This window comes from Pseudoalteromonas sp. AOP31-A2-14 (genome assembly GCF_052378035.1).
GTDB lineage: Bacteria > Pseudomonadota > Gammaproteobacteria > Enterobacterales > Alteromonadaceae > Pseudoalteromonas.
In genome coordinates, this window is record NZ_JBQSXI010000001.1 from 110,521 (window position 1) to 132,009 (window position 21,489).

Sequence of the window (21,489 nt, forward strand, 5' to 3'; positions counted from 1 at the left end):
CCAAACAGACATGTATAAAAAAGGATAAAAGTTATCTATGTCGATCTATATTGAGCCTTTACCTCTCCCTAACATTGAACAGTGGGAAACCCGTGCAGTTTTAAAAAGAACCGCCACAGCACACCGTCATTTAGCAGAGCTAAAAGGCGTTGCCGCAAGCATACCCAACGAAGCCATACTGATTAATACACTCGCCCTACAAGAAGCAAAAGATAGCTCAGAAGTAGAAAACATCGTAACAACACACGATGAACTTTATAAAGCTAACTTGTTTGAAGAAGCAGCAAGCAATCTGAATTTCAAAAAAACGACGCATTTGTGGGTGTAGAGCTTGTACCTAACACGCGCCGTTTAGCATTAATGAACTGCTTATTACACGGTATGGAAGGCGGCTCTTTAACGGCTGAAAGCTCCGAAGGAGTAATACATTTAGGGAACGCACTGGGCGATGCCGGTAAAGCATTAAAGGGCGCCGATATAATTTTGGCTAATCCGCCGTTTGGTACCAGCAAAGGGGGCGAGGCCAGCAATACCCGTGACGATTTAACCTATAAAACAGGCAACAAGCAACTGGCGTTTTTACAGCACATTTATCGCAACTTAAAACCCGGTGGCCGTGCCGCTGTAGTATTGCCCGACAACGTTTTGTTTGAAGCCGGCGTGGGCACAGATGTACGCCGTGACCTGATGAATAAGTGTAACTTACACACCATTTTACGTTTGCCAACCGGCATTTTTTACGCCCAAGGTGTTAAAACTAACGTGTTGTTCTTTACCAAAGGCAGCGCGACCGACAAGCATCAGCAAGAAAATTGCACCGAAAACGTGTGGGTGTACGACCTGCGTACTAACATGCCAAGCTTTGGCAAACGCACCCCGTTTGGTGATAGTCACTTAGCGCCGTTTGAAACTGTTTATGGTGATAATGCTGACGGTCTCAGCCCTCGTACCCAAGGTGAATATAGCTTTGGTGCCGAACAAATCGCGGTAGACAAACAAGCCGCAGTTGAAAACGAAAATGTTGACGACAAGCTTTTACACAGCCGCTGGCGCTGCTTTAGTCGCGAGTGGATAGCCAATATCAAAGACGACTCGCTAGATATTAGCTGGCTAAAAGACAAAGACAGTGTTGATGCAGCGGATTTGCCAGAACCTACGGTACTAGCGATGGAAGCTAAAGGCGAACTCACCGAAGCGTTAAATGAAATTGACGAATTACTGGCGGCGTTGGAAGGGGAGAATTAATGACTGAAATTAATCTGCCTGATGGCTGGCTTGATGCCTCACTTGATGATGTTTTATTGTCGATTGTCGGTGGTGGAACACCTAGCAAATCAAATGTTAGCTATTTCGAAGGAGCTATTCCTTGGATGAGCGTCAAGGATATGAACAAGAATACTCTTGAGGATACAGTTGATCATATTACTCAAGAAGCTGTTGAAAACAGTAGTACTAATGTTATACCTGCTGGCACTCCAATTGTTGCCACACGGATGAGCTTAGGAAAGATCGTGGTTGCCAATTTTGATTCGGCCATAAATCAAGACTTAAAAGCTCTGTTTCACGCAACTGGGATAGAAAGAGATTATTTAGTTAATTGGTATCGATCAAACTCGAAGTTAATTGAAAGCTTAGGGACAGGCACTACCGTTAAAGGTATTCGCTTGGAAGTACTTAGAGCTCTAAAGTTCCCACTCTCCCCTTTAGCCGAACAAAAAGTCATTGCTGACAAACTCGATAAACTACTGTCACAGGTGGAAACCACCAAAGCCCGCCTCGACCGCATCCCCCAAATCCTAAAAACCTTCCGCCAATCCGTCCTCGCCGCCGCGGTGAGTGGGAAGCTGACGGAAGAGTGGCGAGAAGAAAACGACGTTTCAATTGAAAGTTGGGTGTCAACTAATATTGGAGCATTGGCGCAGGTAGCTACAGGTAAAACCCCAAAAAAAACAAATGTAGAATATTGGGATGGAGGTGATGTTCCTTGGCTAACAAGCGCTGCAACAGGGGTGGCATTAACATTCAAAGCTGAGCAATTCGTTACAAAGCTGGCAGTTAAAGAATGCACTTTGAAGCTATTTCCAATAGGCACGCTCTTGTTGGCAATGTATGGCGAAGGTAAAACGCGAGGTCAAGTAACAGAGATAAAATTAGAGGCTACATGTAATCAGGCATGTGCAGCAATTCTTGTAGATGAAACTAAAGTAAGCAAAGAGTTTATTAAATTGCGCTTACAAGAGAATTATGTAGAAACAAGAAAGGCGGCTGCTGGTGGGGCTCAGCCAAACTTAAACTTGAATAAAGTTAGAGAAATCACAGTAGATCTGCCAAGCGAAACCGAGCAAACCGAAATCGTCCGTCGTGTCGAAGAATTATTCGCCTTTGCTGATAGCATCGAACAAAAAGCCACTGCGGCACAAGAACGGGTCAACAACCTCACTCAATCTATACTAGCCAAAGCGTTTCGCGGTGAACTCACTGCCGATTGGCGCGCGCAAAACCCCGAGTTAATTAGTGGTGACAACTCCACAGAAGCTTTGCTCGCGAAGATTAAGACTGAACGTGAGGCGCTTTCAAGTAAAAAAAGACCCAAGAAGAAAGCTGTGAAAAAGGCAAAATAAAAACAATATGAGAATATTAAAGGAAACAATACACAATGGCCAGTAGACCAGTTTTCATCCCGTCAAAGGGGTTCCCATTTGTTAAGGAGGTTATGGTTGAGTTTAAGTGGCATGCTGGCTTTGCCGTTTCGCAGAAACAAAAGTCAATTGTGGAGTTTCATGAAGCTATTGATGCATTAGGGCTAGGAAAATCGTCATTAGAGATTTCTTCGAAAAGTAGTTTGGAAATAGGCACTGCCCTTAGTGCATTTAATTTAAAAGTTGAATTAGGCAGTGGACAATACGTGGCCGTAGAAAACATTTTTCAAGCAGCAAAGATATTTGAACAGGGCGGTCCGTTTAAAGATTTGTTAAAAACAACACCACTAGAGGCGAAACGTGATATTCGATTAAAAGAATCAGGTGATATGGTCGGTTTTAGAGGAAAAGAAGGTGTGTGGCCTTTAGAGCCTAAAACCTTATTTTATGATTGGATATACATAAACGCATTACATCGTCAAAGTGAATTAGCCTCAGCCGTTTTAGCGTTTGATAGTTTTACCGATATTGAATTCAATCCGGCTAAAAGCTTTAACTGTCAGGCTCGCTCTGTTGCGCTGTATATTGCTCTATTTAACTCAGGTCAATTACAATCCGTTTTAGAAGACTCGAATAAATATAAGCAACTGATGATGCAAGACTTAGGAGAAACTATACAGAAGCCTGTACAAAGGAATCTTATCTAAGGATAGGCGCAGTAAATAATGGTTCGTTTACTGCGAATAAGTCAGACTTTAAAGAAAGTAAATTAAATGCTGCTTGGTACTGTTTTAATTTTTTTTCGCTTGGGAGATGAACAGTTTTAATGTTTTGAATCGAAATTTGATCTTTGACTAACACTTCCGCTTGAATATCAGTGGTGAAATGCGACGGTAGGTTTTGTCTACTATATGTTTTAGATGGCGTTTTAATTTGCTCTTTGTACATGTTGTCGAACGCATTTAGCCCTGGATTAATACCATAATTTTTTGATGCATTTGAAGCTGCATTACAGACTGAAAACAAAGTGCTTGGCCGCAATAAAGGTTCAGTGTTTAATTGTAAAATACACCAATCAAAATGTTTTAATTCTGGGCGTTTAGAATACTTATTTAACAAATACCAATGAGGGCGAGATAGGCTTAAGTTAATGTAGTTTCTTAAACCATCAAGCCGTTCAGGGTCCATATGATCAACATAATCCCCAGTGTAAAACCCATCATTTGTTAGTTTAAGTTGATCAATTAAGGTGCGGGAATAAATAAATTCCCGCTCTAAAATACTAAATAGATTTTCAATAGTAGTGAAATGATAGAGACTATCGATTTTTCTTTCGTTAATACGTTGTGTGATTGTCATTAACTATTGCAACTCAATCAAACCAGGGTCAATCTCAGCGATATATCGAGAGGGTTTGCCGGAATAGGTAATGAGTAATGATTTCATTGCTCGTGTCATACAGGTATATAGTAAGCGTCTTTCAGTCGTTAAGTGAAGGTCGTCGTCAGGCTCGCTAAAGCCTGACAGAATAGGCAAATTGTCGTCATTTAAATCTAAAATAATGACATGGTCAAATTGTAGCCCTTTGACTCCCTGCATAGTTAACGCTTTAACTACGGAACTATTGCTATCATTAGCTTTTACTTTTACTGCCTCAATGTTAAACCCAGCTAATTGTCTAACTGCATTATCTACACCTCTATTGGTGCGATGTAATATACAAACTGTTTCATTGGGTGAGTTACGTGTTATTTTTTGAATGCTCGCAGCAATAAATGCGTATTCTTCAAATAAGCTATTACATTTTTTAATAACCGGTTTATCACCCCCGGTCGTATTAACTTCTACACTCGTAAACTCTTCAGAGTCATTGTCTTTGGCTAATAATGATAATGCCGCTTTGGCTACAGGTTGGGGGTTACGATAATTTATTTTAAATTCGACTGTTCGACCACCAGCCACATTTAAACCTATTTCTTTCCAGGTAAAGCCACTTTTATAAATACGCTGGGCTGCATCAGCAATTATTGTGATGCTATTAGTGGTTTTAGATACAATTTTAACTAATACTGCCATTTGAGCTTTATTTAAATCTTGCGCTTCGTCTATCACTAAATGAGTGAAAGGGGGCTCAAAAGCACTGCCTTTTTCCTTGATAATATCAAGAACCAACAAGGCATAATCATCAAAATCAACCTTACCTTGCGCTAGCAACGCTTGATTATATTTTGTAAAAACTTCCCATATAGTTTCTCTATCTTTAGCTGTTACCCTATCCTTTGTGCCTCTTCCAGAGCGAACCGTTGAGATATATTCATCTTTAGAATCAATAAGCTTACCTTTCAACCATGAAATTTCATCCGTGAAAAAATCTAGGGATTTATTCAGAATTCGTGAATTTTCAGTGGTTTCAGGAATAGAACGGATTATTGGAGCCAATATTGACTGTATTTGATTATCGAAAAGTGTTTTCCCATACAAGTTTCTACCATTTTGGCGGATGAAAGCAAAAGCCCATTTATGAAAATTTATAATTTTCATACTAGAGTAATCATTTTTGTTAAGGCCGTGAGTTAGCGTAGACAAATAAGCTGATAGAGTCGTACCGAAAGTGAAAATAGCTACTTTACTAGGCTCAAACATGTCAGCATGGGTATCCATTAAATGGCATGCTCGGTAAACAGCTACTGTAGTTTTTCCACTACCCGCAGCCCCTTTAATTTGTATTGGGCCTTCGTGATTTAAAGTGAGAACTTTTCTTTGTTCACCAACCAATGTAATACGCTTTAACAATTTACCCTCCCCCCCTATTCTTAACCTGTTGATTATTATAAAGTATACAGTTCTAGTGTATAGTAACATCATTAGTTAACTATGTGATAAACTAATTTTTGGAACCCGCACCTTTAAATGATGCAAGCATCTGCTTTAAATAAATTATTCAGAACTTTCTCAAAATGGGCTCAACGGCAGCATCAATTTATAAGAGAAAGAACTCATTTATTTCGAATTTATAATCACCCTAGACTAAAACATAAAGATTAGGTTCTAAAATATAAAGAAAGGTAGGTAGTTTGCTAGTTTGCAAGAAAAATTTAATCTACTTTTTAAAGAGCAATTTGGATTTGTTTAAAAATATCAAACTTTATTATAATCATACACCTGTTAAAGATAAAAAGGCGCTTAATGCGCCTTTTTTAATGTTTGGTGATACTAATTAGCCAGAGAGCAGGTTTTAGCCTATAAAATCATCTTTCCGAGCATTATTATCCTTTTTTTTGAGCTTTGCTTCAGTATATTACTTTCTACCTTTTAAAAACTTTGTAACGGAATCTATCTCGGGAAATAATTTTGTTGTTGTAATACTAAAATTTCCATTTCAAATTCCTAAAATAGTCGGTGACTTAAAGTATACAGAGATTTTTGCGAACCTAATTATAAAAGAGCAGATGATTTACTCAAACTAGCTCGTAACTTTAGTTCTAACCGCGCAGCTGTTATCTAAACTACATTAAAATCACTAATCCCTACTTAACGGGCAATAAATACGCTAAAATTGCAGGCTATTTTTAGTAATGAGCCCGCACTTTTTATGACCTCAGCCGCAAACCCTAGCAATTTCAACGAACTTGGCCTTATTCCAGAGCTAATTGCTCGATTGTATGACCTTGAATACAAGCAACCTACCTCCATTCAGGCAAAAGCAATTCCAAGCATCTTGGCGGGCAGTGACTTAATTGCGGGGGCAAATACGGGCTCAGGTAAAACAGCGACGTTTGCGTTGCCTATGCTACAAAAGCTATTTGTAGAGCAAGGCGCTAAAAAAGCAGCGAGCAAAGGTAACTTTGTTTCAGGGCTTATTTTAGTGCCAACACGCGAGCTTGCTACGCAGGTAGCCGATAGCGTTAAATCGTATTCTGCTAACTTTAATGGCGCAATTAAAACGGTGGCGGTATTTGGTGGTGTGTCGGTTAATACACAAATGCAGGCTCTACGTGGCGGCGCGGATATTATCGTGGCAACGCCTGGGCGTTTGCTTGATTTAATCTCAAGTAATGCGATTAAGCTCAATAAAGTAAATACATTGGTGCTTGATGAAGCCGACCGACTATTGAGCCTTGGTTTTACTGAAGAACTTGCAGAGCTGTTAGCATTAATGCCTGCAAAAAAACAAACCATGTTGTTTTCAGCAACTTTCCCAGAGCAAGTTAAGCTATTAACACAAGATCTATTAAACGACCCTGTTGAAATACAAGTACAAAGTAAAGAGGAAAGTACTTTAGTACAGCGTGTATTTAGCGTAAATAAAGGCGAAAAGACCACCGTTTTAGCGCATTTAATTAAAGCGCATCAATGGCGCCAAGCGCTGATTTTTGTAAACGCTAAAAAAGACTGTGAGCACTTAGCTAGTAAGCTTGAAAAACGCGGTGTTAATGCACAAGTGTTCCATGGTGATAAAGGCCAAAGTGAGCGTACTCGCGTAATTGAAAAATTTAAAGCCGGCGAAATAGAAGTACTAATTGCCACCGATATTGCAGCCCGTGGTTTAGATATTGAAAAGTTGCCTGTGGTAATTAACTTTAACCTACCGCGCAGCCCTGCCGATTACATGCACCGCATTGGCCGAAGTGGCCGTGCTGGAGAAGTGGGCTTGGCATTATCACTCATTGATTATGATGACTTTCACCACTTTAAAATAATCGAGAAGAAAAACAAACTACGTTTAGAGCGTGAAGAAGTTAAGGGCTTTGCCGTAAACCAAGCAAACCTTGATGCAGCTGATGCGCTTAAAAACGATAAGCCAATGGCCAAGCCTGAAGGCACAGGTAAGAAAAAGAACAAGAAAAAAGCCAATCAAGAAGATGATGTATGGAGCGGCTGGCGCCGTAAATAGAGAGTCGCTAAAGCACAATAAAAACCCCGTAATTAGTTAAGCTAATTACGGGGTTTTTTCATTTTGTGGCGTTAGCCCAAAAAGTTAACAGTTAAACACGCTACGCGTTTAATGATCGTGTTCTTCTTCCTCTTCAGCAATACCTAACCAAGTGATAGCCGCTGGTGGGAATGTGAGTTCTAGTTCACCTTCAATCTCTAAGTCCTCGAGGTGTACTTGCACAACGTGTTGAGTAATTGGGTCGGCTACATAAGCAAACTGACCATTTTGTGCCACTGTCATACTAAAACTCATGCCTTCAGGCATCGTTGTTACGTCCTCTTCAGTGATGTCAACTTGACCTGCTAGTTCCCAATGTGTGTGCCCGTCATGCTCATGTGCTTCAAGTACGTTAAAAAAGCCTAGGCTGTCTAAAACTAAAAAGTGCTCGCCGTTGGCTGAGAAAGAGTAAGAAACAGCACTTGCGCCTTCGTCTAGTTGCCATTCCAGCTCTTCCATTTCAGCTTCCGCAGGGTTGATGCTTACGATTACCGCAGGGCCGCCACTGTGACCAGACGCAACACCAATAAAGGTTTCACTGTCTTCATGGCCATATAAAGTACCAATACGTAAGTCGCCAACTGCATCAATATTTGCTGCTTTTTCAGCGTGGTACTCGTCATCATGTTGGTGAGCTAAAAGTATGCCGTCACTACAACCAAAGGCAACATAGTCGTGGTTTTGTGCTGCGCCATGTAAATCAGGGCAAGTAAGCTCTAAAGTTTGTTCAAGCTCATATTCACCATCATGAAAATGATAAACACCCACTTGATCAGGTAGCACTGTTGAAGCTGATGTGGTTTCTGCATCATCGCGACGAATGGTTGATAGTAAATGCTCGCCGCGAGGCTCTGCAACACCGTGCATATTTATATCGTAGCTAATACCAGGTAGGGTATCAGTTGCGCTTGTGATGTCGTTATCTGTTAATACTTCAACAGATGCAACTGTGCCTGAATCTGCATCACCATCGTAAAATATAGCCAATTGACCATCATGAACCATAAGGTGGGTTGGGCGACTACCCGATGTAAGTTCATAACTGCTAAGTGCTGGACCTTGCTTATAATCATGCAGGTGTTCACCATGGTCTTCGCGCCATAAACCACCATCAATAAAACCTAGGTAATCTTGGCTACGGCTGGTAATTATTGCGTAACGAAAATCAGGAGATGCAGATAGTGTATTTGACTCATTGGTAAGAGAGAATGAATCTAGTAGTTCATTGCTATCTAAATCAAAGAAGTTTGCTGCGTTACTGTCACCAGCAAGTACGGCAAGTCTGCCCAATGAGTCAATTGCGTATTCATCATCGTGGTCATGATCATCGCCGTCGTCGTGATCATCTTCAGGTACCTCAATCGGATCTTTTTCAACAATCGTGGTTTCTGAATCGCCACAAGCCGTGATTAATGTGCTGCTAATTGCCAGTGCAATTAGTTTTAGTTTAAATAGTTTAGTCATGTTAATTTCCTTTATTTATAATTTTTTTAGCGTTTAAAAATAACCGCGTATACCTAGCGCAAAACTACGTCCTTGACGTGGTGCAATATCTTTCAAAAATGAACTGTGCACACGTGCTTCTGTATCGGTTAAGTTAGTGCCGTGCAGATATAGTGAAACATCTTGATTTATTACTGATAAGTCATAAGAAACACTCGCATCAAGCATGGTGTAACCGTCTGTGGCTGTTTCTTCAGGTGCTGTATTGTCTTGATCTTGGTAGCGAGTTACGTGCAGGTGTGCACTTAGTTTCTCTGTTTGATAACTAAGCTCGGTACCGAAGCGAAGTGGTGGAGTACGGGGTAAATCGCCACCATCTTTTAGGCGAGCACGAACGTAATCTGAGAATAAATCTACTTTAAACTCATCCGTTAACTGCCAAGCAAATTGCGCTTCAAAACCATGTAAAATTACGTCATCAGTTTTGAATAAATAAACAGGCAATTCAGATGAGTGGTCGTGTACGTCACCGTCTTCATCCCCATGACTATGGCCGCTTTCTGCATATAGCCCTGTGTCGACTTGGTAATAGTAGTTGTCTACTTGGTTATAGAAAGCGTTAAAAATAAAACCGATATCACCTTGAGTTTTGCGAAAGGTTAAATCAATATTATTAGCGGTTTCTAAATCAATAGTTTGGTCAGATAGCTCAAAATGACCATCATGAATATCAAAAAGTGCACCGACTTCATAACTGGCAGTACCAATATGAGCACCGAATGATAGCAACTCTGACGCTGATGGAGCACGCTCTGAACGAGATACAGATAACCCTAAGTTGTAGCTAGGCGCAAAGTCCCACACCACACCGGTTGATAGGCTGACAGGAGTGAACTCATGCTCTACGTCAAATACGCGAGTAGTGTCAGCATGCTCTTCATGATCGTGATCGTCAATTTCTTCGGTTTCGTCGTGTGCGTGAGCATCAACGCTAGGTAGTAGCACGTTGTCGGCATTTAGGGTCACATGTTCAACACGACCACCTAGTTGTAATAAAAAGTCACCGAAGTGCTTTTCTTCCATCAGCGCTATCGCAAAGCTTTGTGTTTGTGAAGGTGGAGTAAAGGCTTCTTCACCTTGTGCTTCAACATCGCTTTTTTTGTAATGGAAGCTTAAGCCACCATTCCATTCGTTAAATTGGTTATGTAATAAGTCAACGCGTAACTCATTGGTTTCATTCTTGAAAGTAGTACCAATTATGCCACTTTCAATTTCGGCATGTTCGTACTCGGTGTGGCCTACACGCGTGTTGATTTTATTCAACCATGCGTTGTCTAAGTTATACTCACTGAGTAGTTGAATTTTGGTTTGTTCTAAATCGGCATAGACGCTTTCTTCTGCGTCGCTATGTTCTTCTTCATCGCCATGAGTATGACCAGGGATACCGTATTGACGGTTAAATTGCTCAATAGCAATACCTACAAACCCTTCATCCATTAAATAGCTTGCACCTACGGTGAAGCCGTTAGATTCTTCACTACTGTTTTCAACCGTGTAGTCATCAGTGTGTTCTTCATGGTCGTCGTGGTCTATTTCGGCAGCTACAGGGATTTCATAGTCATCTGATTCACGCCAAAATGCATCAGCGTAAAAAGCAAATGAATCTGTGCCTGTGGTGGCATTAACCGAAGCCACTTTTTGATTATCAACAGAGTTATGCTCTAGATTCCATTCGCCACGCGTTGTGCTGTCTGTTGGTACACGGTTATCAACTATATTCACAACACCACCAATCGCGCCACTGCCGTAAAATAATGTTGCAGGGCCACGTAATACTTCGATTTGTTGTGCTGTTGATGCTTCTGAAGCGACTGAATGATCAGGGCCTACGCGTGAAACATCACTTACATCAAGGCCATTTTGAGTGATTAATACGCGAGGGCCACTTAAGCCACGAATAATAGGTGTACTGGCTACTTTGCCGTGAAAGTTGGTATTTACACCGGGTAGTTTTTCTAGGCTATCACCAAGTGTTGACGCTTGCTCGCGCCTTAATTGTTCGCCAGATAAAACACTAACAGGCGCGGCTGATTCCATTGCAGACATATGAATTGGGGTGGCTTCAATATCAATTACTTCGATAGGTGAGCGTACTAAAGTGAACGAAACTGATTTATTTTCATCGTTACCAATAGTGACGTCACTATGAAGATGTGCAAATCCAGGTGCAACAACATGGAGTTCTTTGATGCCACTCTCAAGATTAGTTATTATAAATTTACCACTTTTATCTGTGCTTACTTTTATATCTGAGCCTTCTACTTCCACTGTTGCGTTGGTGACAACTTTACCTTGGTTATTAACTACAGTGCCTTCAATTGATTTGGCAAGCGCACTTGCTGGTAATAAAGCTGCTATCAAAATTGCTAATTGAGATCTTCGTTTCATTTGACCACCTTGTAAATGTTATGTTGTATAATGTTTGATATGTTATACTATATCAATTGTGGTTGGCTAATGTTTATTGAGATCTGAGATGAATTTTAAAGGAAAGCATTATTTACAGTTAGAGTTATTGTTTTTTTCATTATTAAGTTTTGCTGCTTTTAGTCACCAGCATCAACATGTGTATGGTGAAGGTGAGTTATTTATAGTTCAGCAACAAAACCAGTGGCATATAGAATTAATGTTACCTGCGCAAGATGTGCTTGGTTTTGAGCATCAACCAGAAACACCAGAACAAATTCAACACGTTTCGGCTCTTACAGAGCGATTATTAAAAATAGATTCAGTTATTAATATTGATAGCGAGTGCACGCTAAGTCAAAGCGATTATGAGCTACCCAGTACAAGTGGCCATTTACATCACGATATTACTGTGGAGTATTTACTACACTGTAAAACGCCGATTAATCAACTGACTTTAACTATTTTTGAATGGATCTCTTCATTGCAAAAAGTAGATGTGCAATGGAGTCATAATAAGGGTCAAGGAGCGGTCGTACTTGAGCCAAATAAACCTAATTTAGATTGGTCAATGTGAATCAACAACAACTAAAAAAAATAATTCGCTTTGCTAGTAAAAAGTGTGAACGCGAAGGTAAAAAATTTACAGAAAAACGCCAGCACGTCCTGGAAATTTTACTGGGTGCTAATAAACCTTTATCGGCTTATGAGCTAACAGATTTATTTAACAAGAAAATGGATACACCTATTCTTGCTATGTCCGTTTACCGCATTTTAGATTTTTTAGAATCGGTTCATTTGGTTCATAGGTTAAAATCAGAGAATAAGTTTATGGCTTGCAGTCAAATAGTTGATGATGCCTTTCATTCGCTTCCAATGTTTTTAATTTGTAGTTCATGTAATCAAGTGACAGAAGTGAAAGATATTAACGACACTGTTAAGTCTTTATTTGAGGAGTTACAGAGCATTGGTTTTTCTGCATCTGATTCACAATTAGAAATCACAGGGCGATGTTATCAGTGTCGATGAATTAGTTAACTTATTGATGAACAAAAAGGTGAAGGAATGAAATCTAATCAAACACTCATGGATAGTTTTGCTATTGGGCTGTCTTTCATGTGCACGCTCCACTGCTTTGCTACTCCAATTATTTTAACGTTATTACCTACTTTGGGTGCTTCTTTTCTTGAGAATGAACAATTTCATTTATGGATGCTAGTTGCGGTGATTCCGAGCAGTTTGTTGGCATTGAGTTTGGGATGTAATAAGCATAAACAGGTTACTTATATTCTTGTGGGGGTTGTCGGTATGATATTTCTGATGGCGGCTGTTTTTGTTGATGAAAAGCTCCTTGGTACTCATGGGGAAAAAGCATTGACGTTAGTCGGCTCGGTACTTATTGCGGTAACGCATTGGTTAAATTACCGGCAATGTAAAATAGACGGTCCAGAAAACTGTCTATGTTCGAAAAAAGATTAGGAATAAATTAATTGCAAACAACATTAATCAAACAGGCTTACATAGTTAATGAGGGCAAATCACAAATTGCCGATGTACGAATTGTCGATGGTCGTATCGATAAGATAGCTACGGATATTTCAGCGCAAGCTAAAGATATGGTTATTGCCGCTGATGGCTGTTATTTATTACCCGGTATGATTGACGATCAGGTGCACTTTCGTGAACCTGGTTTAACGCATAAAGGTAACATAGCGAGTGAGTCGCGGGCGGCGGTTGCTGGTGGCATTACTAGTTTTATGGAAATGCCTAATGTGAGCCCATCAACTACGACCATTGAAGCATTGGAGCATAAGTTTGCGCTAGGGCGCGATAGATCTTTGGCAAATTATAGCTTTTATTTAGGTGCCACCGAAAACAATTTAGAACAGATAAAACGGCTCGATCCTACGCGTCACTGTGGGGTAAAAGTCTTTATGGGCGCATCGACTGGTGACTTATTGGTTGAGCATCCAGTTGCGTTAGATGAAATATTTAAACACAGTCCAACGCTTATTGTTACACACTGTGAAGATGGACGAGTGATAGCCAAAAACCTTGAAACCTTACAAGGGAAGACGCTAGAAATACAACATCATCCTATTATTCGTGATACGCAGGCCTGTTATGCTTCTTCATCTTATGCTGTCGGGCTTGCTAAAAAGCACCAGAGCCAATTGCATGTGCTACATATTACGACAGAAAAAGAGCTAAGCTTGTTTTCAACAGGTGACATTCGTAATAAACATATTACTGCCGAAGCCTGCGTTCATCATTTATGGTTTAGCGAAGAGGACTACGCGCAGCGCAAAAATCTGATTAAATGTAACCCTGCGATCAAAGCTAAAAGTGATCGTGATGCGTTGTTGCAAGGAGTGATCAATGGTCAAATTGATATTATTGCCACCGATCATGCGCCGCATACATGGGATGAAAAGCAGGTTCCTTATGGCCAAGCGCCTGCAGGCCTCCCCTTAGTTGAGCACGCATTACTTTCTCTACTTGAGCATGTGCAACAACAACGTTTAACCATAGAGCAAGTGGTTGAAAAAACGGCTCATAATCCTGCATTACGATACAACATTTCAGACCGAGGCTTTATTCGTGAAGGTTACTTCGCTGATTTAGTGTTAGTTGATATGAATGACTCAACACTCGCAAGCCATGAAACAGCCCGCTATAAATGTGGTTGGACGCCATTTGATGGTCACCGCTTCCTTGCAAAAATTAAGGCTACTTGGGTTAATGGCGAGCAAGTATTTGATGGTCAAAACCTAATTACAACAACTGGCATTGCTATGCCTTTGTTATTTAATCGCTAAGAATGAAAAGATAGATAATAAATATGAATTTACCTGATGTTACATCAAAACAACTTACAACGGCTTCGTTACCTTTAAAATGGGTGGGTATGGAAGGTATAGCTTTGCCAATAACACTTGCAGAGCAACCTAGTTCATCACTATCTGCTAAAGCGGATGTGTTTGTGAGTTTAGATAAGGCGGATGCTAAAGGCATTCATATGTCGCGGCTGTATTTGAGATTAAAAGAGTCATTAACCAATGAGCCACTTACAATGGGGGCGCTCACAGCTTTACTACAGACACTCGTTAGCTCACAAGAGGGCTTAAGTTTAGCTGCAAGACTGCAGTTAGATTTTGAATTAACTATACGAAAGCCAGCTTTGCTGAGCGGGCAATTTGGCTATCAAACTTACCCGATAAGTATTCGTTGTGAATATATCAATGAAAAAATGAATACAGAGCTGTCGTTAAGTATTCCTTATTCTAGCACTTGCCCTTGCTCTGCTGCGCTATCAAGACAAGCAATGAGTGACGCAATTGCCACACAATTTAGTGAAGAAGTCGTATCAAAAGAAGCATTGCTAGCGTGGGCTGCCTCGCAACAAGGGTCTGTTGCTACACCGCATAGTCAACGCTCATTTGCTTATTTAAAGTTACAATTACAGCATCGTGAGTTACCTGATTTTTCAGCGCTGATCAAAAACTTTGAAGACGTGATTGGTACGCCTGTACAAACAGCGGTGAAACGCGAAGACGAGCAAGCATTTGCAAAATTAAATGCCGAAAACCTGATGTTTTGTGAAGATGCTGCTCGGCGTTTGAAACAAGCGCTGGAAAACAACGAGAAAATATCGGATTATTGGTTTAAGGTTGAGCATCAAGAAAGTTTACATGCTCACAATGCGGTGGTTATTGATTATAAGTTTCCACAAGGCTACGACAAGTTATAATTATTAGTAATTATAACTTTGCATCATTTCTTCTCGTTAGGCTATAAGCTCTATTTATGAACTCAAGTACTAAACCATTACAACGCATTCCAACTAATATAATTACTGGTTTTTTAGGTGTGGGTAAAACAACGGCTATCTTGTCATTACTTAAACATAAACCAAGTAATGAACGTTGGGCTGTATTAGTCAATGAGTTTGGCGAAATCGGGATTGATGGTGACTTACTAGATAACTTAAATGGAAAAAGCGACGACGTATTTATAACAGAAGTGCCCGGTGGTTGTATGTGCTGTACAGCTGGGTTGCCTATGCAAGTTGCGCTAAACCAATTATTAAAGCAGGCCCAGCCTCACAGGTTATTAATTGAGCCTACAGGGCTTGGTCATCCAAAAGAAGTATTACAAACGTTAAGCTCTGCGCACTATCAAGATGTGTTAAGTATTCAAAATAATGTGACGCTGGTCGATGCCACCAAGCTCCACGATTCGCGCTACACAAGTCACGATACCTTTAATCAACAAATAGATATTGCCGATATTATTTTGGGTAATAAACAAGACCTTTATCAAGCAGGAGATAAAAGCCTACTGCAAGACTATGTCAAAGCACGCAAGGGTCAGCAAACTCCGGTGATTTTTACTGAGCAAGGTTTAATTGAACCTGTGCTGCTAAATGGTGACTCAAAGACGGCGTGGCCTCATGATGCCCACCACGAGCACCACGAGCACCAAAGTCATACTTTAGATACGAACAGCGTCGCCATCCCCGCATCTGGCATGCTAATGGTTGAAAATAAAGGCGAAGGTTACCAAGCTATTGGTTGGCGCTTTGCGCCAGATAAAGTTTTTAACAGAGACACGCTGTACACTTGGTTAAGTGGCTTACAAGTAGAGCGTGTGAAGGCTGTTATGCTCACAGAGCAAGGTGCATTCAGTTACAACTTTACAGCAGATACCTTAACAGAGTTACCGTTAGAGGAAGTGGCTGAAAGCCGCCTCGAAATAATCGCCACCCAAACAGATGGTAATTGGCAGGCGCAATTAATGGCATGCCTTGTTACTCATTCTTCGTAAGGTTTTACACTGTTTAGCTGTAGGCGGTGCGCTTAACTAGCCACGTTGTTTTCAATGCTTTCAATTATTAACGTACTCTCCAACCAAAGCGGTTCATATTTGATTCGACCAGCGGTGCTGGCATATAAAAACATACGCGAAAGTAAGGAACTTTAAAAAATTTAGTGACATTTTGCTTTGCATTTGATGCTAAAGGTAAGATGATCTCTGGGATGCGAATGGCTTTTTGATCAAATACTTCTATCGTCGTTATTGGGTTTATTAACCATGTTGTTTGCATCTATGGTGCACGCAAAGCTGAAATTGCAGTATTAATACTTGTTGGTGTTAGCCCGCTAGTTACTTTTAGTTTAATTTTGGTCGAGGCGTTGCGTTAGTGATTATTCTTGTAGCAAGTGTGGGGTCAGTACTACTGCTTAGTGCAAGTTTAATGATGTCAGGTGATTAGTTAGCAACAGAATTTGGTTTATTTGTGACTGGAAGTTTATTTACTAGGCACATATTGCTGATGACAGGGTTAATAACTGTGGCTGCGGTAATAACTGCACTTTTACCAGCATGTGCAGCCTATAAAAGTGCGTTGCATACCTCATTGTCTGCTAGATAAAAGCGGCGACAATGAGGTGAGTGTTTATTTATAAAACACGTCAACAGTGCCTTTTACTTTCATTAGTAAAGGCTGACCACGGCGGTCTAGTGCTTTTGGTGCGGCTACTTTGATCCAGCTCTCGCTGATGCAATACTCTTCAACGTCAAAACGTTCTTTGCCGTTTAAGGTGACACCAATTTCATGTTCAAATATTTCTTCAACATAAAACTTGCTGCGTGGATTGATAGATAATTGGTCTGGTAACTCAGGTTTATTTGTATCAGTCATAATTGTGATCTGCATTGAATAGATTGTGCGCTATTGTAGGCAATACAGGCTCTGGGCTCAATAGCGCTAAAGCATAAATGTTTAATCGCAGGTTTGTTCTTGCTTAGGCCAGCGCCAAGCGAGTATTAACTAGCGAGTTACTTTATATAGCTGTTTGCTAGAGCGTGTTGGCTCGATGCTATTAATCTCAATATCTTTAACTTGCCCATTGGTCGATATATTAAAACGACTAATCACACAATCTTTCTCTTCTACACTTAGTAACTCTCGAGCGGATTGGCGATTAGGTATTCTTTGTAATCGGTGCTAGCTACCTTGCGGATCTAAAAATTTTACTTGAATGTCAGCGAGAGGACGCTGAGCAGAGATGCTGTTAGTTTGGCCGTGAATTAATTGCGATGTTATTAGCAATAAAAAAGTGAGTAATGTTTTTATTTTAATTATTGGTCTTTTCTTAACCTTATTGCCATTTTAAGTGCTTACTTCAGTAAAATAAATAAGGAATTAGGCTAAAAATTAAATGTTACAACATATCAATGGCGTGTCGGTTTGTTATATTATAACAATAAATATTGATTACCTGATAAGTTATAAATTGATTATGAAATACTCTGCATTATCTTTAGCCGTTGCGGCAATCTCATTTGGATCTGTTGCTACAGAGTCAGATATAGAAACAATTACTATTGAACACAAACTAGCCTTTAGAGGTGATATTCCGCTTAAAGAGCTTCCACAGTCTATTACTACTTTAGATCAAGATTTGATGATTGATAATGGTATTACTAAGTTTCGAGATGCGTTGGATTTCTCTGCCAGTATCTCTCGTAAAAATAACGGCGGTGCACTGTGGGATAGCTATTCAATTCGTGGTTTATCAGGTAATGAGAATATGCCGTCGGGTTACTTAATTAATGGCTTTAGTGGTGGCAAAGGGTTTGCGGGTCCACGTGACGTGTCAAATATCGACTACATTGAAGTATTGAAAGGTCCTGGGTCGGCTCTATATGGTCGTTCTGAGCCTGGCGGCACAATAAACATTATTACCAAAAAGCCGCAGTTTTATCAACAAGGTCAATTAAAAGCTGAGCTTGGTAGTGACAATCATAAACGTGTACAAGGTGATTACACTAACGGCCTTACAGATGATATCGCTTTTAGAATCAACGGTGCATGGCAAGATAGCGACAGTTTTAGAGATTACGTACACCACGATAAGTTTGTGATAACACCTTCGCTTTATTATCAAATTAACGATGAATCATCATTAACGTACGAATTTGAATATGTTGATCAGCAACAAATGTATGACCGCGGTATCGTGGTTCTTAACGATAATTTTGATACCGTGCCTGAAGATCGCTTTTTAGGTAATCCAAACGATGGCCCTACTAAGGTTCATTCTCGGGGTCATCAGCTAAGCTATGATTATGATTTTAGTAGTAATTGGACATTATTGCTGGGTGCAAACTACCGTACAGCAACACTAAATGGTTTTTCTTCTGACGCGGAACTTTCGCCATCACGCCAATCATTGTTTGATGATGGCCATACCTTAACACGTCAACATCGCTATCGAGATTATGAGTCTGAAGATTTAAGCTTGCGCTTTGAGCTCAGTGGTCACTTTGAATTAGCGGGGATCACTAATCATGTTTTGCTGGGCGCTGATGCTTATGACTACGAACTACGCACGGGGCTGTATCGTTATCGTGGCGGTAATGGCACATATACTATTGATATCTATGAGCCAAATTACAGCACTGAGCAAGGCCCTGATGTTGAGATGCAATATGAAAACAACGAACAGCAAAATGCGTATGGCATCTATTTACAAGATCAATTAGATATTACTGAACGCTTTAAAGTAATGGTGGGTTTGCGTTTTGATGAAATCGAACAAGACATTCTTGAAACCAAATCTGGTGTCGCCTCAAATAGTAAAGAAAACCGTGTCAGTCCGCGTTTTGGTATGGTGTATGAACTAAACGATGCAATTAACTTTTACACCAGTTATTCAGAAGGCTTTTTGCCATTAAGCGGTACTGATGCGCAAGGTGAACCATTTGGCTTTGAAGAAAGTGACTCATTTGAAGTTGGTTTGAAATTTGGCTTTGATGACATCAGCGGTACGATTGCACTGTTTGATGCTAACAAAAGCAATATGCTAGTGGCCGATCCTGTTAATGTTGGTTATTCCGCACCGGTTGGTAAAGCAAACAGTAAAGGTGTGGAAGTTGATGTAATTGGCAGTTTAGGAACTAATACTGAATACTCAGTCTCTTATGCTTACGTAAAAGCTGAAACAGCGAACGATGTCGTTAATGCTGATTGGTTGGTGCCAATTCCCAAAGGTAGCCCATTAGTTAACGTACCGGAGAATAATTTTTCGTTTTCATTAAATCATGACGCCCGCGTATTTGAGCAAGAGATTAAAGTAGGTGGCCATTATCAATATATTTCAGACCGACTTGGCGATCCTGCGGATTTAACATTTCGTCTACCAAGTTACCAATTAGTGGGTTTATTTGCTAAATGGCAAGCAACCGAGCGTACGGTAGTGTCACTCAATGTTGATAATGTCTTTGATGAAAGTTATATCGCCAGTAGTTACAACGCTTTATGGGCTTACCCTGGTGCACCAACAGAATTCAAGCTTGGTTTAATGTATGACTTCTGAGCAAGTTAAAAGTCGTATTCACAGCATCGATATAATGCGTGGTGTGGTGATATTACTAATGCTTGTTGACCATGTTCGTGAGCGATTCTTTTTGCACATGCAGGTTTCTGATCCTATGGATGTAGACGCAACAAGCCCTGGGCTTTTTTGGAGTCGTTTTGCGGCGCATTTTTGTGCGCCTGCCTTTATATTTTTGACCGGCCTTTCGGCGTGGTTATATAGCCATCCAGCGAATGGTGCTACGCGTTCAGCACGTAGCTTTTTAATTAAACGGGGGGTGTTTTTAATCGCCCTTGAAGTCACTGTTATTTGTTTTTCCTGGATGGGCTACTTTCACACTATTTGGCTGCAAGTGATGTGGGCAATCGGTTTATGCATGCTTATGCTTGCGCTACTAATTAATTTGCCGCAACGGGTGTTATTGGGGTTAGGTTTACTGATTGTATTTGGCCATAACTTACTAACACCAATCAGCTTTAGTCCAGATGAGTGGGGTTATACACTTTGGACTATACTGCACGATCGTGGTTACATCTCGCAAGGTGGATTAATCGATGTAAAAATTAGTTACCCAGTGCTGCCTTGGATTGGGGTGATATTACTTGGTTATTGCGCAGGCCCTTTATATGCAGCTAGTCGCGATAGTGGTGATAGAAAACAATGGTTAGTCGGTTTAGGTTTAACTTGTGTTGCACTGTTTGCCGTTTTGCGTGGCTTTAATATTTATGGTGAAACGTTGCCTTGGCAACAGTTTACAAGCCCCTCAGAGACCTTAATGTCGGTATTTAATGTTACTAAGTATCCACCATCATTAAGTTTTTTACTTATAACGATCGCAATGATGTTTTTTGGTCTCTGGCTATTTGAAAGACCATTAAATCGATTTTTAAATGCACTGCGCATTTATGGCTCTGTGCCTATGTTTTTCTATATAGTGCACCTTTATGCGTTGCTCGTGTTATACGCTATTGGGCATGCTGTGTATGGTGCTAATCAGGCTAGTTATTTTGGTGTTGATCACATTGGTTGGATTTGGCTAATTGCGGCTTCATTAGCGCTAGGTTTATATTGGCCAACTAAGTGGTTTAGTCAGTACAAGCGAACAACCCAAAAGCCGTGGTTAAAGTATTTGTAGTTTCTACTTTAAGGTGATTATAAGTTAAGTATTTCATCACGATTGCTGGGTGACCACGCTTTTTCTGCGGCTTGCTGTTGGGTGAGCCATATAAAGTCGGTGTGTTCATTAGGGTCTAATAGGGGGGCTGTATCGTCTGGCACACAGATGCTAAAGACATGCTCGGTATTTATTAGTGCACCGTCTTGGTATCGGTACCGCCACTGTTCACGAATAGCATATTGATTGGTTTTATGATGCTCGCGTATGGTTATGCCTAATGCGCGGGCATCAATACCTGTTTCTTCTAAAAGCTCCCGGTATGCTGTTTCTAGTGGCTTCTCACCTTCGTCAATTCCACCAGTAACCGATTGCCAAAAATTTGCGTCATCAGCACGTTGGATCAGTAAAAAATCTTTACTCTTTTTATAAATAACCACTAATACAGAATAAGGCTGACGAAGAGTCGCATTTTCAGTCAAGATAAATACCCAATAACTTAGTTGTCGA

Annotated in this window: 19 protein-coding genes and 1 pseudogene; 13 read left to right on the top strand and 7 right to left on the bottom strand. The window is 40.4% G+C overall.

Annotation, left to right across the window (positions count from 1 at the left end; translation table 11 throughout):
- Nucleotides 1-37: 37 nt before the first annotated feature.
- The 4 genes and pseudogenes from ACT3S9_RS00485 (at nt 38) to ACT3S9_RS00500 (ending at nt 3,346) form a co-directional block, all read left to right on the top strand.
- On the top strand, nt 38-328 hold the full coding sequence (locus ACT3S9_RS00485) for a Fic/DOC family N-terminal domain-containing protein (RefSeq protein ID WP_444750625.1): 291 nt from the start codon (nt 38-40) through the stop codon (nt 326-328).
- A pseudogene (locus ACT3S9_RS00490) lies at nt 286-1,245 on the top strand (HsdM family class I SAM-dependent methyltransferase); the annotation flags it as partial. The gene ACT3S9_RS00485 and the pseudogene ACT3S9_RS00490, both read left to right, overlap by 43 nt.
- Complete coding sequence (locus tag ACT3S9_RS00495) at nt 1,245-2,621, top strand: restriction endonuclease subunit S (protein WP_444750626.1); 1,377 nt, start codon at nt 1,245-1,247, stop codon at nt 2,619-2,621. The pseudogene ACT3S9_RS00490 and the gene ACT3S9_RS00495, both read left to right, overlap by 1 nt.
- Before the next feature lie 35 nt (nt 2,622-2,656).
- Nucleotides 2,657-3,346, top strand: a complete 690-nt coding sequence (locus tag ACT3S9_RS00500) for a DarT1-associated NADAR antitoxin family protein (protein WP_444750627.1) — start codon at nt 2,657-2,659, stop codon at nt 3,344-3,346.
- Here the strand turns inward: ACT3S9_RS00500 and ACT3S9_RS00505 are convergent.
- Both ACT3S9_RS00505 and ACT3S9_RS00510 read right to left on the bottom strand, forming a co-directional pair.
- Entirely contained in the window at nt 3,339-3,998 is a 660-nt protein-coding gene (locus ACT3S9_RS00505; RefSeq protein ID WP_444750628.1) for a DarT ssDNA thymidine ADP-ribosyltransferase family protein, read from the bottom strand. The two genes, ACT3S9_RS00500 and ACT3S9_RS00505, sit on opposite strands and share 8 nt — an antisense overlap.
- A gap of 3 nt (nt 3,999-4,001) precedes the next feature.
- Nucleotides 4,002-5,414, bottom strand: a complete 1,413-nt coding sequence (locus tag ACT3S9_RS00510; RefSeq protein WP_444750629.1) for a UvrD-helicase domain-containing protein — start codon at nt 5,412-5,414, stop codon at nt 4,002-4,004.
- Between the two features lie 817 nt (nt 5,415-6,231).
- Between ACT3S9_RS00510 and ACT3S9_RS00515 the strand changes: the two genes are divergently transcribed.
- Nucleotides 6,232-7,533: a DEAD/DEAH box helicase gene (locus tag ACT3S9_RS00515; protein ID WP_444750630.1), complete on the top strand. Its 1,302-nt coding sequence runs from the start codon at nt 6,232-6,234 to the stop codon at nt 7,531-7,533.
- A gap of 108 nt (nt 7,534-7,641) precedes the next feature.
- Here ACT3S9_RS00515 and ACT3S9_RS00520 read toward each other — a convergent pair whose 3' ends face one another.
- Together ACT3S9_RS00520 and ACT3S9_RS00525 are read right to left on the bottom strand one after the other, a co-directional pair.
- Entirely contained in the window at nt 7,642-9,036 is a 1,395-nt protein-coding gene (locus ACT3S9_RS00520) for a 5-methyltetrahydrofolate--homocysteine methyltransferase (RefSeq protein WP_444750631.1), read from the bottom strand.
- Nucleotides 9,037-9,069: 33 nt separating this feature from the next.
- Nucleotides 9,070-11,463 (bottom strand): TonB-dependent receptor, encoded by a 2,394-nt coding sequence (locus ACT3S9_RS00525; protein ID WP_444750632.1) that lies wholly within the window; start codon nt 11,461-11,463, stop codon nt 9,070-9,072.
- Between the two features lie 88 nt (nt 11,464-11,551).
- On the opposite strand from ACT3S9_RS00525, the gene ACT3S9_RS00530 reads away from it, so the two are divergent.
- The 6 genes from ACT3S9_RS00530 to ACT3S9_RS00555 are packed head-to-tail and all read left to right on the top strand — an operon-like array spanning nt 11,552 to nt 16,308.
- Complete coding sequence (locus ACT3S9_RS00530) at nt 11,552-12,058, top strand: ZrgA family zinc uptake protein (protein ID WP_444750633.1); 507 nt, start codon at nt 11,552-11,554, stop codon at nt 12,056-12,058.
- A complete protein-coding gene (locus tag ACT3S9_RS00535) occupies nt 12,055-12,510 on the top strand; it encodes a Fur family transcriptional regulator (RefSeq protein WP_444750634.1) in 456 nt (151 codons plus the stop codon). Before ACT3S9_RS00530 ends, ACT3S9_RS00535 begins: the two co-directional genes overlap by 4 nt.
- A gap of 36 nt (nt 12,511-12,546) precedes the next feature.
- Entirely contained in the window at nt 12,547-12,960 is a 414-nt protein-coding gene (locus ACT3S9_RS00540; protein WP_444750635.1) for a MerC domain-containing protein, read from the top strand.
- An 11-nt stretch (nt 12,961-12,971) separates the two neighbouring features.
- Nucleotides 12,972-14,300: a dihydroorotase gene (locus tag ACT3S9_RS00545; protein WP_444750636.1), complete on the top strand. Its 1,329-nt coding sequence runs from the start codon at nt 12,972-12,974 to the stop codon at nt 14,298-14,300.
- Between the two features lie 17 nt (nt 14,301-14,317).
- Nucleotides 14,318-15,232 carry a GTP cyclohydrolase FolE2 gene (folE2, locus tag ACT3S9_RS00550; protein ID WP_444751094.1) on the top strand — a complete coding sequence of 305 codons (915 nt, stop codon included), beginning with the start codon at nt 14,318-14,320 and terminating at the stop codon, nt 15,230-15,232.
- A 56-nt stretch (nt 15,233-15,288) separates the two neighbouring features.
- The gene (locus tag ACT3S9_RS00555; RefSeq protein WP_444750637.1) at nt 15,289-16,308 is read left to right on the top strand and encodes a CobW family GTP-binding protein; all 1,020 of its coding nucleotides are present in this window, start codon (nt 15,289-15,291) and stop codon (nt 16,306-16,308) included.
- A 67-nt stretch (nt 16,309-16,375) separates the two neighbouring features.
- Here the strand turns inward: ACT3S9_RS00555 and ACT3S9_RS00560 are convergent, their stop codons facing one another.
- On the bottom strand, nt 16,376-16,588 hold the full coding sequence (locus ACT3S9_RS00560; protein ID WP_441834875.1) for a DUF3299 domain-containing protein: 213 nt from the start codon (nt 16,586-16,588) through the stop codon (nt 16,376-16,378).
- Nucleotides 16,589-16,939: 351 nt separating this feature from the next.
- On the bottom strand, nt 16,940-17,185 hold the full coding sequence (locus ACT3S9_RS00565; RefSeq protein ID WP_441834876.1) for a DUF3297 family protein: 246 nt from the start codon (nt 17,183-17,185) through the stop codon (nt 16,940-16,942).
- 601 nt (nt 17,186-17,786) lie between these two features.
- On the opposite strand from ACT3S9_RS00565, the gene ACT3S9_RS00570 reads away from it, so the two are divergent.
- Entirely contained in the window at nt 17,787-19,865 is a 2,079-nt protein-coding gene (locus ACT3S9_RS00570) for a TonB-dependent siderophore receptor (protein ID WP_444751095.1), read from the top strand.
- Nucleotides 19,855-21,000 carry a DUF1624 domain-containing protein gene (locus ACT3S9_RS00575; RefSeq protein ID WP_444750638.1) on the top strand — a complete coding sequence of 382 codons (1,146 nt, stop codon included), beginning with the start codon at nt 19,855-19,857 and terminating at the stop codon, nt 20,998-21,000. The genes ACT3S9_RS00570 and ACT3S9_RS00575 overlap by 11 nt, the downstream gene beginning before the upstream one ends.
- Before the next feature lie 17 nt (nt 21,001-21,017).
- Here ACT3S9_RS00575 and nudB read toward each other — a convergent pair whose 3' ends face one another.
- A complete protein-coding gene (gene nudB / locus ACT3S9_RS00580) occupies nt 21,018-21,461 on the bottom strand; it encodes a dihydroneopterin triphosphate diphosphatase (protein ID WP_444750639.1) in 444 nt (147 codons plus the stop codon).
- Nucleotides 21,462-21,489 lie beyond the last annotated feature (28 nt).